This is a genomic window from Zoogloea sp. (genome assembly GCF_041914405.1).
In the GTDB taxonomy this organism is placed as follows: domain Bacteria; phylum Pseudomonadota; class Gammaproteobacteria; order Burkholderiales; family Rhodocyclaceae; genus Zoogloea.
Window position 1 is genome coordinate 72,291 of the sequence record NZ_JAYSDK010000015.1, and the last position, 12,994, is coordinate 85,284.

The window sequence follows — 12,994 nt, forward strand, 5'->3', positions numbered from 1 at the left end:
GAGGCTGACTGTGGCGAATCCCCAGAAGATCGCGCAGCTGGCGCGCATGAAGGGTGTTGCCGTGGCGGCGCTGATCGCTGTCGCGGCCTTGTTCATACTGGCCCGGCATCAGGGCTGGCCGTGGGTGGCGGCGTTTGCCGAGGCCGCCACCATTGGTGCGTTGGCGGATTGGTTCGCTGTCGTGGCCTTGTTCCGTCATCCCCTCGGTTTGCCAATTCCCCACACCGCGATCCTGCCGCGCAACAAGGCACGCCTGGCCGACAACATCGCTGAGTTCATCCGCGACAAGTTCCTCGATACCGCATCGCTGGTGGCCCGTTTGCGCGGTGCCAACCCGGCCGAGAAGCTGGCTGGCTGGCTGCAGGACCCGAAGAACGCAGCCATCTTCGCGGAGCGCCTGGTGGTGGTGATGGCTGAGTCGCTGGATTTCATGGACGATCCGCGGGTCCGCAGGCTTGCGTTGCATGCGCTGCGGCGGCGGGCGGGTAGTCTGGACCTGGCCGATAGCATGGGCGGTATCCTTGATGCGCTGACGCAGGGTGGCCGGCACCAGGCCCTGCTTGATGAGGGCATCCACAAGCTGGTCCAGTGGCTGGATGAGCCGGGCGTGCGGCACAGTTTCGCCGGAATGATCCTGGATGTGGCGGCGCGGGAGTATCCGAAGGTGGTCGCGACCCTCGGCTTCGTCGGCATCGATCCAACCGAACTCGGCGACAAGGTGGCGACCGGCATCGTTGCCGGCGTGCATGGTCTGCTCGACGACATTGCGTCCAATCCAGAGCATCCGCGCCGAGCGGCTTTTGACGAGGTGGTGAACCGCTACATCGGGCGCCTCAAGAGCGACGAGGCCTTCCGGGCCCAGGTGGACCAGATGAAGCGGGAGTTTCTCGCTCACCCGGCTGTCGGCACGTATCTGCGGGATCTGTGGGACGAACTGCGTGCCTGGCTGGGGCGCGACATGGCCAGTGCGGATTCGATGATCCGCCAGCGCATCGCGTCGGCGGCCGGGGCGCTGGGCACCAGCCTGGCGGCCAACGAAGCGCTGCGCGACTCCCTCAACGAGCATCTGGAAAAAACAGTGGAAAGCCTGGCACCGGAACTGCGTGCTGGCCTGGCCCGCCATATCGCAAGCACCGTGCGAGCCTGGAACGACGAAGATCTCGTGCGCGAGATCGAAGTCAGCGTCGGTCGCGATCTGCAGTTCATCCGCCTCAACGGCACCTTCGTCGGCGGCCTCATCGGTCTGGTGCTGTATGCGGTGACCCAACTCCTGACCTGAACTTAGTCATGACTCTCAGAATCAGCAGCAATTTCGATTCCGGCGCCATCGAGGCGCTGTCCGTGGAGCGACCCGACGACATCCGCCTGCGCCTGCGTGCCGACCAGGGCGTGACGGGCGAAGGGGCCTTCCGCCAATGGTTCCATTTCCGCCTGCACGGCGCGGCCGGGCAGGATGTGCGGATGGTGTTCGAGAACGCTGCCGACGCGGCTTACCCGGACGGTTGGCTGGATTACCGCTGCGTGGCCTCCTACGACCGCCGCCACTGGTTCCGCATCAGCTCGACCCGTTACGAAAACGGGCAGTTGATCGTCGAGCATAAGCCCGAACGCAACAGCGTCTACTACGCGTACTTCGAGCCGTATTCCCACGAGCGCCACCTGGACCTGCTGGGGCAGGTCGAAATGTCGCCGTTCGCATCGGTGAGCAACCTGGGGGCGACGGTGGATGGGCGCGACCTGGACCTGGTCACTGTTGGCCGTGCTGCGCCGGGCAAGAGGCCGGTGTGGATCATCGCGCGCCAGCATCCGGGTGAGAGCATGGCGGAGTGGTTTGTGGAAGGTCTGCTGGAGCGTCTGCTCGACGCGGCGGATCCGGTCGCCCGCCGGATCCGCGAACATGCGGTACTGTACATCGTGCCGAACATGAATCCGGATGGGGCGATTCGCGGCAATCTGCGCACCAATGCAGCCGGGGCCAACCTCAACCGCGAATGGCGCGACCCGAGTATCGAGCGTAGCCCTGAGGTATTGCTGGTGCGCCAGGCGATGGAAGCGAGCGGCATCGACCTGTTCCTCGATATCCACGGAGATGAGGCTCTGCCTTATGTGTTCTTCTCGAGCGCGGAGGAGGTGCCAGGCTTCTCGGATGAGCAGAAGCGCCGCCAGGCGCGTTTCGTCGAGCGTTTTCAGGTGGTGAGCCCGGATTTCCAGACCGAGCACGGCTATCTCAACGGGCGTTTCAAGGACGAGTTGCTGAGCCTGGCCTCGAAGTGGGTGGCCCACAGCTTTGGTTGCGTCTCCCTGACCCTGGAAATGCCGTTCAAGGACAATGCCAACCTCCCTGATGGTCTGAATGGCTGGAACGGCGAGCGCAGCAAGCGCCTTGGCGCGGCCATGCTCAATCCCATCCTCGGCCATCTGACGGACTGAGCGTGCGTGGGGCCGGTGCCTTGCGCCGGATCCATGAACCGTAACATTACAGTCATACAATCCACCGACCCTTCATCCCACGGAGCCGGGCGACGTCCCGTTTCCGACCGCTTGTCGGATTGAATCCTATGCGTATCCATTCTTTCGCCGGCCCCCGCTGCAGGGGACGCCGGTCATTGTCTGCATTGGCCCTCGGCCTGCTCGCCGGCCTGGTTGCACCAGGGCAAGCAAGTGCTGAATCACAAGACACCGAGACGTGGACTGCACGTTTTCAGACGACTTATGTGTGGCAGAACAAGCCGGCATTCCATGCGGACTACAGCGGCCGCAACAGTCTGACCGCCGACCACGACAAGAGCTACACGGCAACGGCGACAGCCTTCCTGGGCTTCCGACCATGGAGGGGGGGCGAACTGTACTTCAACGGGGAAGAGACCCAGGGACGACCGTTTTCAAACCTGGAGGGTACTGCTGCGTTCACGAACGGGGAATTGACGCGGACCGCCGGTTCCCGTCCGAAGTCGTACCGCCAGCGCCTGTTCCTGCGCCAGACCTGGGGGCTGGGCGGTGAGCAGGAACATCAAGAGGGCGACCTGAACCAGATGGCCGGTTTCGTGGACAAGAACCGGGTGGTGCTGACTGTCGGTAATTTTTCGTTGCTCGATGTTTTTGACGATAACGTCTACGCCAAGGACCCCCGTGTCCATTTCATGAACGCTGCCTTCATGGCGCCGCTGGCCTACGACTACGCCGCTGATGCACGAGGTTTCGGCTGGGGTTATACGCTCGAGTGGTATCAGGATGACTGGGCTGTGCGCATCGGCCGGATGACCGGCCCGCAGGAGCCCAACATGCTTCCCATCGATTCGCGCATCGGCAAACACTATGGCGACCAGATAGAGGTGGAGCGCGCCCACACGCTGTACGGCCAACCCGGCAAACTCCGCGTGCTGGCCTGGCGAAACCGGGCCCGGCTGGCCCGTTTCGATGATGCGCTGGCTTATCTGCGTGCCAATCCGGATGCGGATCCACAGGCAATCCTGGCCGTGCGCCATGGGGACCAGATCAAGTTCGGCCTGGGCATCAACCTGGAACAGGCGATCTCCGCAGATCTGGGTTTTTTCCTGCGTGCGATGAAGGCCGACGGACGCAGCGAGACCTTTGCGTTCACCGAGACCGACAGCTCCATCGGAACCGGCCTGTCCCTGAAAGGCAGCCGTTGGGGGCGGGCCGCTGACACTGTAGGCGTCGCCTATGCCCGCAACGCCTTGTCCCTGGATCGTCGGCGCTATCTGGAAGCGGGGGGGCTATCCTTCTTCCTCGGCGACGGCGGTCTGAACTATCAGCCGGAACAGGTCATCGAGGCCTACTACAGCCTCAATCTCTGGAAGAGCGTCTATGTGACAGCGGACGCGCAGCGCATGTGGAACCCGGGTTACAACGCCGACCGAGGGCCGGCAAATTTCTTTGCACTGCGCTTTCACGCGGAGTTCTAGGAGCCGGACCAGCTAGGAAAAATGCCTGTGGCGCCCCGCTGGCCTCATGGCCGGCGGGCTATAGCGGGCCGCTCCCGTGTGGCGTAGGTCATGCGGTTGCGTGCCTGGTTGTCGTTGGCCTGGGCGCCGCTGACGGACTCAGAGCTGAGTCGGGAAGAAGAGCGCAATGACTGCCGGCGATTCGTTGCGTGCTTGGGCGCGGATGGCGGCGAGTTGCGTCGTGTCCATGTCGAGGCGCGCAGCCGCTACCGGATCCAGCAGCGCCAGCGCGGCATCGTCGGCGTGATCCAGGTCTTCGGTCGCCAGCACATGGTTGGCGACATGCAGCAGGGCGGCCTCGGTGGCATGGGAGCCACCCAGGGCTGGCATCAGCTGAGCGCCAATGACCGTTGCGAAGCTGGCGGGCAGGTTCCATGCCGATGCCAGTGCGGCGCCGACCTCCGCATGGTTGCAGCCGATGATGGATTGCTCGGCTTCGTGCAGCGGCAGGCCGCTTTCATGCACTTGTTCAAAGGCAGCCCGGCAAAGGTCGGGCACGGCCTGGAACATCACCAGGTGGCCGATGTCGGCCAGCAGGCCTTCGATAAACAAGCGTTCAGGGTCGCCGACCCCCAGCTGCCGCGCTGCCGAGCGGGCCGCCAGGCCGCGGAACACGCAACCCTTCCAGAACCGCATCAAGGGCATGTGTGGCGGCTGGATTGAGGACAGGGCTGAAATCACCGTCGTGCTGAGGATGAGGTCGTGGATCTGCTGCATGCCCATCAAGTTGACCGCGCGAACGACCGTTTCCACCTTGCCTGGGAAGCCATAGAGGGCGCTGTTGACGATGCGGAGCACGCGGGCAGTGACGGCCGCGTCGCTGGAAACGGTTTCGGCCAGCTGCTGCACCGAGCTGTCCGGATCGTCGACGATGTCTCGGATCCGGTGATAGATCGCCGGCAGGCTGGCGAGCTTCTCGACGCAGGCGACGAGTTCCTGTGGGGTGCTCATGGGCTTTGAGGTATGACGGAATCGGCAAGTTTAACGGCATCTACGCTTGCCACTTTAGAGGCCAGCTGGCTTTGTACCCAGAGCGTTGCCGTGAAATAAATCCTGTTTTGCTTGCTCACCTGAGCGCATTTCGGGATTTGAGCACAGAGCAGCGAGGATAGGGAGAGAAGCGCGCCGGCAGCCTTGCTATCCTGCAGAAAACCGACCCGGGAGTTTGTTGAGAATGGGCGGGCATCATGGAGAACACAGGTTTGTCGATGAAGGTATTGAGCTGGAACATTCAGTGGGGGCGGGGGGCTGATGGCGAGGTGAACCTCGCCCGCACGATCTCGGCCATCCGCATGCTGGGTGACTTCGATGTGTTGTGCCTGCAGGAGGTAGCGGTCGGCTTTGCTGGGCTGCAGGGGCCGGCGCCGCAGGATCAGGTGGCGGTGCTGGCCGCCGCCTTTCCGGGCTACAGCGCGCACTTCGCCGCTGGCGTTGATGTGCCGGACGAGGTCGGAGGGCGGAATCTGTTCGGCAATCTCACGCTGTCACGGCTCCCTGTCGGACAGGTGTTGCGCCACAGCCTGCCGCGCCCGCTGGATGCGGGAGTGCCGAGTATGCAGAGGGTCTGCCTGGAACTCGTGATAAGCGGGCCGGCTGGCCCGGTGCGGGTGCTCAACACGCATCTGGAGTATTACTCGGAACTGCAGCGCACGGCGCAGATCGATGCCTTGCGCGGTCTGCAGGCCGGGGTGAGGGAGGTCGTTGAAAGCGCTGAAGCCGGCGACGACAGAGAGGATGATTCGCCCTTCCGCAGCTGGCCCCGCCCGCTGTCGGCGATCGTCTGCGGCGACTTCAATTGCGAGCCGGGCAGTCAGGCCTACTATCACATGACGCTTGCCGGAGAGGCTGGGCCCGAGTGGGCCGATGCCTGGCCCGCCTGCTACGGGGAAATCCCGCATTTGAGCACCGTCGGGTTGAATGGCGCTGAGTGGCCCGACAGGCCTTACTGCTGCGATTTCTTTTTTGTCAGTGTCGACCTGGTGGACAAGGTCGATGCGGTAGCGGTCAACCAGGCTACCGCAGCGTCCGACCACCAGCCGGTGATGCTGACTGTGTTCTAGGCAGTCCGCGGCACGGCGCTCCGCGGGCTGGCCTTATTCGTCCTTGAGTTCGACCAGTTCCGCTTGGTAGCGGAGTGCGTTCTTCACGTAACCGTCGGCGCTGGCCTTCAGGCGGCTGATTTCGTGATCGGTCAGTTCCCGGATGATCCGTCCAGGCGAACCGCAGACCAGGGAGCGGTCGGGGATGACCTTGCCTTCGGGGATCAGGGAGTTGGCGCCGATAAGACAGTGCTTGCCAATGACGGCACGGTTGAGGACGACGGCGTTGATGCCGATCAGCGTGCCTTCCCCGACCTTGCAGCCGTGGAGCATGGCCTTGTGGCCGACCGTGACGTCGTGGGCGATATCGAGGGGTACGCCGTCGTCGGTGTGAAGCACCGCGCCGTCCTGGATATTGGTATTTTCGCCGACCGTGATCGGGTCATTGTCCCCGCGCAGAATCGCGCCGAACCACACGTTGACATTGGCGCCGAGCCGCACGTCACCGATGACGGTGGCGTTTTCTGCGATCCAGACCCCCTCTTCCAGTTGTGGAGCGCGCTCTCCTAGGCGGTAAATCGGCATGTGTTTTCCTGTTTTAGTTGAATCTCGGCCGTGCCGCCGAATGGCCGGCCAAAGAGCGCGCCATAATAACAGGGTGACAGTCGAGCGCAAGGGGAAAGCGTAGTATTTTGATACATTTCCCGTGGCGAAATAAGGGCTTAGCGCTGCATCGAAAGATGCCGGGCGGCAGGAATGGCCCGCCTGGCGGGCGTGTGAGTGGCGATTCAATGGTGTTTCAAGGCTGGATCAAGGGGGAGTCGGATGGCTGATCTGGATGAATTGCGGGGCTTGGTGTGTGCCTTTCGGGATGAGCGGGAGTGGGCCCAGTTTCACTCGCTGCGCAATCTGATCGTGTCCCTCAATCTGGAGGCGGGCGAACTGCTCGAGCTGACCCAATGGAAGAGCGACGATGAAATTGCGGCTTTGCCATCCGATCTGTACGGGCGGGAGGCGCTGGAGGACGAATGCGCGGATGTCCTGCTGTATCTGCTGCTGATTGCGGATCGGGCCGGTATTGACCTTGAGGCTGCGACTCGGGCCAAGCTGGCGAAAAATGCGGCTAAGTACCCGGTTGAGCGTTTTCGCGGCTCGCGCCGCAAGTACGATGCGCCGGAGTGATCGCCGTTGAGGCGGCGGGGCGGGCGAGGTGTTAGCATCGCCCCCCTGATCTTTTGTTCCCGTTGTCGGGCGTCCCCAACATGCTGAGTTACCGCCACGCCTTCCATGCCGGCAACCACGCCGATGTGCTCAAGCACTTCGTGCTAGTCCAGTTGCTCGAATACTTCAACCAGAAGGACAAGCCCTACTGGTACATCGATACCCATGCCGGTGCGGGTTGTTATTCCTTGGAAGAGGTTTTTGCCCGCAAGAACGCGGAGTACGAGGAGGGGGTTGCCCGCCTTCTTGGTCGCAAGGATGTGCCGAAGGAGCTGCGCGAGTATCTGAAGGTGGTGCGTGATCTGAACACGGACGGCCGTCTGCGCCTCTATCCCGGCTCGCCCTGCTGCGCGGCAGCAGTGTTGCGACCGGATGACCGGATGAGGTTGTTCGAGCTGCACCCGGCCGATAGCCGGCTGCTTCAGCAGGCCGTTGAAAACATGGGGAACAAGGCGTTGGTCCTCGAGCAGGACGGCTTCACGGGGATCAATGCCTTCCTGCCGCCGCCGACCCGTCGGGCGCTGGTGCTGATCGACCCCCCGTATGAGGTTAAGACCGACTATCGGACGGTGATCTCGATGCTGAAGGAGAGCCTGCGCCGTTTTGCGACGGGTACTTATGTGGTGTGGTATCCGAAGCTACAGTCCATGCAGTCGCGGGAGCTGCCCGACAAGCTCAAGCGCCTGCCGATCAACAGCTGGCTGAATGTGAGCCTGGATGTACAGAAGCCCTCCGAGGACGGATTTGGAATGCATGGCAGTGGCTTGTTTGTCATCAATCCGCCGTGGACCCTGCCGGAAATGCTGAAGAAAGTGATGCCTTATCTGGTCGAGGTGCTGGGCCTGGATGATGGTGCCAAGTTCGAGCTGGAGTACGAGATCCCCTAAATGAAAACCGCGAGACGGCGTCCGGGGACGCTGACTCGCGGTTAGTTGATGCCTGCAGGTCAGATCTGCTGAAAGGCCGTTCCGGTGTTTTACCGGAACGGCCTTTTGTGCGTTATAGCAGGTGCATCTTCTTGGCTGCGGTAGTCAGTTCGGCGCGGAAATCCGGGTGGGCGATGCCGATCAGGGCCTGAGCACGCTGCTTCGCCGTCTTGCCGCGCAGTTGCGCGACGCCGTACTCGGTGACCACGTAGTTGATGTCGTTCTTGCTGGTGGACACGTGAGTGCCCGGCGTGAGGGTCGGCGCGATGCGGGAGATTGCTCCATCCTTGGCGGTGGAAGGCAGCACGATGAAGGCTTTGCCGCCCTTCGAGCGGTTTGCCGCGCGCACGAAGTCAGACTGGCCCCCGGTACCGGAGTAGGGGATCGGGCCGAGACTCTCGGAACCGCACTGGCCGAGGAAGTCGATTTCCAGCGTCGCGTTGATGGCGATGAGGTTGTCGTTCTGGCCGGCGAGGTAGGGATCGTTGGTGTAGTCCACCGGATGCATCTCGAACATCGGGTTGCGGTCCATCCAGTTGTAGAGCTTTTTGGAGCCGAGTGCGAAGGTCGCGACCATCTTGTTGGGCAGGTAGTTCTTGCGGCGGTTGGTGACCGCGCCGGCCTCGATGAGGGTCAGGATGCCGTCACCGATCATCTCGGTGTGGATGCCCAGGTCGTGCTTGTGGGTCAACTGCATTACCACCGCGTCGGGAATGCCGCCGTAGCCGATCTGCAGCGTGGAGCCGTCGTCGATGAGGTCGGCGACGTACTTGCCGATGGCTTCCTGGACAGGCCCGATGGTCGGCAGTCCGACTTCCAGGATGGGCTCCTCGTTTTCGACCAGCGCGGTGACCTGGGAGATGTGCAGGTGGCAGTTGCCGAAAGAATACGGCACGTTCGGGTTCACCTCGACAATCACCGCACGCGCCTTGCGGATCGCGGCCATCGTGTAGTCAGCGGCGATGCCCAGCGAGAAGTAGCCATGCTTGTCCATCGGCGAAACCTGCGTGAACACGACCTCTGCCGGCATCAGGCCGCGATCGATCAGCTGTGGCATTTCCGAGAAGTAGCTGGGCGTGAAGTCCACGACGCCTTCGCGGAAGCCAGGGCGGGTGGCGCCGCTGAAGAAGTAGGCAACGTGGCGGACATGCTCTGCGGTAGTCGGGTCGAGGTAGCCGAACTTGCGTACGGAGAGGATCTGCGAAACCTTCACGTCGCGGAAGTCGCGACGGTGCTCGGACAGTGCGCCAAGCAGGGCGGGCGGTTCGGCGACGGCGGTCGGCACGACGATGGTGTCGCCATTGTGCACATGACGAATCGCTTCGACTGCAGTGGTGCGCTTGGCTGCGTATTGCTCCTGGAAACTCATCTACTTTTCTCCCTTGGTAATCGTTTTAGTTCAGATTAGACCACGCTGGCGCGGCCCAAGCTGTACTCGATTGTAAAGCCGGTCCGTACTTTTCCGTATGGGCCGGATCAAGGAATGCGTATGTGAGGTTTGCTCAGGGCAGAGTCGAGGGATTGCGTCCCAGGCACGTGCGGTGGCGGCCATCCACCCGCTCGGCAAACCAGGCGGTAGTAAGTTTGCGCTGGATCTTCGGGCTCTTGAGGTCGATCATCGGCAGCATTTCCCGCGGCAGGCGTGGGCTGGATGCTTCCGCCAGATTGAAGACGCGGTTGTACAGCTGGGTCTGGGCGAACTGCCAGCTCTTTTCAAGGCGCAGGTCGCGCTGTATTTCTGGGCGGGACATGCCCAGCCGTCCCGCGAGGGCCTGCAAGGCAGTCTGCGTGGTGCTGGGCTCCGACGATGGCGCGCCATCGACGTAGCGCAGCAGGTCGCCGTCGAGCGCCATCTGCTGCCCGCTCAGACGGACCAGTGCATTCTGGAACGCCGCGTTGCGGCTGCTGTAGCGGCCGGCGTTGAAGTCTGCAAAGCGATATAGGATCTTGCTGTAGGGCGCCGGGTAGTCAAGCAGGATCGCGATGCCGAAATAGACCCCTCCGCGGCGGGTGAACACCTCGGAACGCACGCTGCCCGGGCGCGGATAGGGGTAGGGTTTCTCCCGCACCTGTTCCTCGGCAAAAGCCACGCTGACCTGCATCGGGCCACCGGTGCGCACCGGGTTGTAGCCACCGAGAAGCGACTTGCCGTTGGGCAGTTCGGAGATCATGTCCTCGAAGAGGGCGTTCATCTGCTTCTCGGTGCGCAGTGCGTCCACTCGTGCCTTGTAGCTGCGGCCGTCCGGGGATGTCTTCAGGAACGCGGTGTCGACCAGCAGCTTGGGCAGGTGCACACGCTCTCGCCGGCTATCGATCTCCTTCCAGACAATTTTCGACAAGCCGGGTACCACAGGGTCGGCCTGGAAGCTGGACTCCTGCTCGATGACCGCGATGGCGGCGCAGATGTTGTCCGGCGTGGGAGGGATGCGTAGCGTCGAGAAAGCCGTGAAGATGTCGGCGGCCCAGCCGTCGCGATCCTTGGTTCCGGGAGGGATGAAGCGGGCTACCAATGCGCGGCCTTCCCGCTCGCCAAGGTAGGGCGCAGGGGTGGGGGGCACTGCCTGGGGCGCGCGCGTCACGACAGGAGGCGGTGCGGCCGGGGGGGCTGCGGGTAACGTTTGCGGAGTCGGGCGGGCCAGGTCGGGGGCGGGGAGTGGTCGTGCCTGTGCAGGGGACTCTGTTGGGGGCGGAAGTCTCGGTGAGGGGCGGGATTCGACCGGCGCGTTGCTGGTGGCACAGCCGGCGAGCAGGATGAGGCTGGTCAGCAGCCCTCCCAGCGTGGCTGGCGCTCGGATCACGGTTGTTGCGATTGCTTTTCGGCCGCGGCGATACGCCCGAGGCTGCGGGTGTAGTAGGCCGCGTAGCCGAGGCCCAGCAGTGCCATGACGCCGGTCAGGAGTACCGGGCCTTCCGCCGGTTGGCCGGCCAGGACGTTGGTGATGAAGGAGTAGCCGAGCACGGTGGCTGCTGCGAAGCCACCGACGATGCGGATGGCGGCAAAGGTCTTTTGCTGTCTCAGGGTGGGAGCGGGCATGATTTGGGCGGGGCCAAATGTATTGACGGCCGCGAGGATCGGACTTCTCTTCGCGGCCGTCAAGTTACTGCGCTGCTTACAGCAGGCCGCGGCCTAGCCAGTAGCCGCCGGCGGCGATGAGTGCCGAGCAGGGAATGGTCAGGATCCAGGCCCATACGATGTTGCCGGCGACGCCCCAGCGCACGGCGGCCGTGCGGCGCACAGAGCCGACACCGACGATGGCCCCGGTGATGGTGTGGGTCGTAGACACTGGGACCCCCATTGCAGTCGCAATGAACAGTGTGATCGCGCCGCCGGTCTCGGCACAGAAACCGCCCACCGGCTTGAGCTTGGTGATGCGCTGCCCCATGGTCTTGACGATACGCCAGCCACCGAACAGGGTGCCGAGGCCGATGGCCATGTAACACAGGACAACGACCCACATCGGGACCGGATCGCCCTGGGCCGTCATGCCGGAGGCGATCAGGAGCATCCAGATGATGCCGACCGTCTTCTGCGCATCATTGCCACCGTGCCCGAGGCTGTACAGGCCCGCCGAGACGAGCTGTAGCCGTCGGAACCATTTGTCCACCCTGCGCTGCGTCTTGTTCCGGCACACCCAGGCGACGATGACGAGAATCAGCGAGCCGAGTATGTAGCCGAACAGCGGCGAGATGATGATGAAGGAGACGGTCTTCCAGATGCCTGCGCCGATCAGGGTGTCGGTGTTGCCGGCCTTGGCGATGGCTGCGCCGACGATGCCGCCGATGAGAGCATGGGAGGAACTCGACGGGATGCCGTAGTACCAGGTGACGATGTTCCAGGCGATGGCCCCGACAAGGGCGCCGAAGACCAGGTAGTGATCCACCGCAGATGGATCGATGATGCCCTTACCGACGGTACTGGCCACCTTCAGCTGGAAGACGAACAGCGCGATGAAATTGAAGGTGGCGGCCCAGGCCACGGCCTGATGGGGCTTGAGCACGCCGGTGGATACGACGGTGGCGATGGCGTTCGCGGCGTCGTGAAAGCCGTTCATGAAATCGAACAGCAGGGCGACGATGACGAGCCCTGCGATGACCCACAGGCCGATCTGTACGTGTTCCATGGAAGCGCTCAGGCGTTTTCGAGCACGATGCCTTCGACGATCTTGGCGACGTCCTCGCAGCGATCGGTGATGGATTCGAGCTGCTCGTAGATAGCCTTGAGCTTCATGACCTGCAGTGCATCGCGCTCGTCACGGAAGAGCTTGGACATGGCGCCGCGCATGATGCGGTCGGCGTCCGTTTCGAGGCGGTCGATCTCCTGGCAGGTTTGCAGGATCGCACTGGCGTTGTCCATATTGGCGATCAAGCCGACGACGATCTTGACCCGCGTGCAACAGGACAGGCTCACGTTGGCCAGTTGCAGGGCTTCGGGGGTGATGCGCTGGATGTGATAAAGCGTGGTGCACTCGGCGACGTCCTGGACGGTGTCGAGGATGTCATCCATGGCATTGATGAGACCATGGATCTCGTCGCGGTCGAGCGGCGTGATGAAGCTCTTGTGAAGCTGTGCAATGGTCTCGTGGGTGATCTTGTCCGCCGCTTGTTCGATCGCCTCGATGTTGGCGATGTGTTGTTCCGCGCCGTCGAGATCCTCCATCAGCGCGACAAGGGCTTCACCACCGCGGACGATCTGTTCCGCGTGGCTGTTGAAGAGTTCAAAAAAGCGCCCCTCTTGGGGCAGCAGGCGTCCGAACATGTGTGATTGTTACCAGGTGATGACGGTAATTTTTCATTTTATCAGACGCTTGCAGGCTTCACGAAGGACGGTTTGCAAGAGTGTGGG

Annotated in this window: 13 protein-coding genes; 6 read left to right on the top strand and 7 right to left on the bottom strand. The window is 62.8% G+C overall.

Annotated elements, in window-relative coordinates:
• The first annotated feature begins 10 nt into the window (after positions 1 to 10).
• The 3 genes from ACE3RX_RS11225 to ACE3RX_RS11235 all read left to right on the top strand — a co-directional run bounded on the left by ACE3RX_RS11225 (position 11) and on the right by ACE3RX_RS11235 (position 3,926).
• Positions 11 to 1,279, top strand: coding sequence for a DUF445 domain-containing protein (locus ACE3RX_RS11225; protein ID WP_374483389.1), 1,269 nt, complete (start codon positions 11 to 13; stop codon positions 1,277 to 1,279).
• Between the two features lie 8 nt (positions 1,280 to 1,287).
• Entirely contained in the window at positions 1,288 to 2,430 is a 1,143-nt protein-coding gene (locus ACE3RX_RS11230; RefSeq protein WP_374483391.1) for a M14-type cytosolic carboxypeptidase, read from the top strand.
• A gap of 284 nt (positions 2,431 to 2,714) precedes the next feature.
• Complete coding sequence (locus ACE3RX_RS11235) at positions 2,715 to 3,926, top strand: carbohydrate porin (RefSeq protein WP_374483393.1); 1,212 nt, start codon at positions 2,715 to 2,717, stop codon at positions 3,924 to 3,926.
• 138 nt (positions 3,927 to 4,064) lie between these two features.
• Here the strand turns inward: ACE3RX_RS11235 and ACE3RX_RS11240 are convergent, their stop codons facing one another.
• The gene (locus tag ACE3RX_RS11240; RefSeq protein ID WP_374483395.1) at positions 4,065 to 4,916 is read right to left on the bottom strand and encodes an HDOD domain-containing protein; all 852 of its coding nucleotides are present in this window, start codon (positions 4,914 to 4,916) and stop codon (positions 4,065 to 4,067) included.
• A 257-nt stretch (positions 4,917 to 5,173) separates the two neighbouring features.
• Here ACE3RX_RS11240 and ACE3RX_RS11245 point away from each other — a divergent pair, with 257 nt between their 5' ends.
• Positions 5,174 to 6,025: an endonuclease/exonuclease/phosphatase family protein gene (locus ACE3RX_RS11245; protein WP_374483464.1), complete on the top strand. Its 852-nt coding sequence runs from the start codon at positions 5,174 to 5,176 to the stop codon at positions 6,023 to 6,025.
• Positions 6,026 to 6,058: 33 nt separating this feature from the next.
• Here ACE3RX_RS11245 and ACE3RX_RS11250 read toward each other — a convergent pair whose 3' ends face one another.
• Positions 6,059 to 6,589, bottom strand: coding sequence for a gamma carbonic anhydrase family protein (locus ACE3RX_RS11250; protein WP_374483397.1), 531 nt, complete (start codon positions 6,587 to 6,589; stop codon positions 6,059 to 6,061).
• A gap of 240 nt (positions 6,590 to 6,829) precedes the next feature.
• On the opposite strand from ACE3RX_RS11250, the gene ACE3RX_RS11255 reads away from it, so the two are divergent.
• Together ACE3RX_RS11255 and ACE3RX_RS11260 are read left to right on the top strand one after the other, a co-directional pair.
• Positions 6,830 to 7,186, top strand: a complete 357-nt coding sequence (locus ACE3RX_RS11255) for a nucleotide pyrophosphohydrolase (RefSeq protein ID WP_374483399.1) — start codon at positions 6,830 to 6,832, stop codon at positions 7,184 to 7,186.
• A gap of 80 nt (positions 7,187 to 7,266) precedes the next feature.
• Positions 7,267 to 8,112, top strand: a complete 846-nt coding sequence (locus ACE3RX_RS11260; protein ID WP_374483401.1) for a 23S rRNA (adenine(2030)-N(6))-methyltransferase RlmJ — start codon at positions 7,267 to 7,269, stop codon at positions 8,110 to 8,112.
• Between the two features lie 112 nt (positions 8,113 to 8,224).
• Here ACE3RX_RS11260 and ACE3RX_RS11265 read toward each other — a convergent pair whose 3' ends face one another.
• From ACE3RX_RS11265 to ACE3RX_RS11285, 5 genes are all read right to left on the bottom strand, one after another.
• Positions 8,225 to 9,520, bottom strand: coding sequence for an acetyl-CoA hydrolase/transferase family protein (locus ACE3RX_RS11265; protein WP_374483403.1), 1,296 nt, complete (start codon positions 9,518 to 9,520; stop codon positions 8,225 to 8,227).
• 133 nt (positions 9,521 to 9,653) lie between these two features.
• Positions 9,654 to 10,709, bottom strand: a complete 1,056-nt coding sequence (locus ACE3RX_RS11270) for a DUF1615 domain-containing protein (RefSeq protein ID WP_374483406.1) — start codon at positions 10,707 to 10,709, stop codon at positions 9,654 to 9,656.
• Between the two features lie 236 nt (positions 10,710 to 10,945).
• Positions 10,946 to 11,185 carry a hypothetical protein gene (locus ACE3RX_RS11275; protein ID WP_374483408.1) on the bottom strand — a complete coding sequence of 80 codons (240 nt, stop codon included), beginning with the start codon at positions 11,183 to 11,185 and terminating at the stop codon, positions 10,946 to 10,948.
• Between the two features lie 76 nt (positions 11,186 to 11,261).
• Positions 11,262 to 12,272 carry an anion permease gene (locus tag ACE3RX_RS11280; RefSeq protein WP_374483410.1) on the bottom strand — a complete coding sequence of 337 codons (1,011 nt, stop codon included), beginning with the start codon at positions 12,270 to 12,272 and terminating at the stop codon, positions 11,262 to 11,264.
• 8 nt (positions 12,273 to 12,280) lie between these two features.
• Positions 12,281 to 12,907, bottom strand: a complete 627-nt coding sequence (locus ACE3RX_RS11285; protein WP_374483412.1) for a DUF47 domain-containing protein — start codon at positions 12,905 to 12,907, stop codon at positions 12,281 to 12,283.
• Positions 12,908 to 12,994 lie beyond the last annotated feature (87 nt).

Excerpts from the sequence above, each read along its gene's own strand:
- ACE3RX_RS11245 (WP_374483464.1), top strand. The coding sequence starts at position 5,174 with ATGAAGGTATTGAGCTGGAACATTCAGTGGGGGCGGGGGGCTGATGGC.
- ACE3RX_RS11250 (WP_374483397.1), bottom strand. The coding sequence starts at position 6,589 with ATGCCGATTTACCGCCTAGGAGAGCGCGCTCCACAACTGGAAGAGGGG.
- ACE3RX_RS11285 (WP_374483412.1), bottom strand. The coding sequence starts at position 12,907 with ATGTTCGGACGCCTGCTGCCCCAAGAGGGGCGCTTTTTTGAACTCTTC.
- ACE3RX_RS11280 (WP_374483410.1), bottom strand. The coding sequence starts at position 12,272 with ATGGAACACGTACAGATCGGCCTGTGGGTCATCGCAGGGCTCGTCATC.
- ACE3RX_RS11230 (WP_374483391.1), top strand. The coding sequence starts at position 1,288 with ATGACTCTCAGAATCAGCAGCAATTTCGATTCCGGCGCCATCGAGGCG.
- ACE3RX_RS11275 (WP_374483408.1), bottom strand. The coding sequence starts at position 11,185 with ATGCCCGCTCCCACCCTGAGACAGCAAAAGACCTTTGCCGCCATCCGC.
- ACE3RX_RS11240 (WP_374483395.1), bottom strand. The coding sequence starts at position 4,916 with ATGAGCACCCCACAGGAACTCGTCGCCTGCGTCGAGAAGCTCGCCAGC.
- ACE3RX_RS11260 (WP_374483401.1), top strand. The coding sequence starts at position 7,267 with ATGCTGAGTTACCGCCACGCCTTCCATGCCGGCAACCACGCCGATGTG.
- ACE3RX_RS11265 (WP_374483403.1), bottom strand. The coding sequence starts at position 9,520 with ATGAGTTTCCAGGAGCAATACGCAGCCAAGCGCACCACTGCAGTCGAA.
- ACE3RX_RS11255 (WP_374483399.1), top strand. The coding sequence starts at position 6,830 with ATGGCTGATCTGGATGAATTGCGGGGCTTGGTGTGTGCCTTTCGGGAT.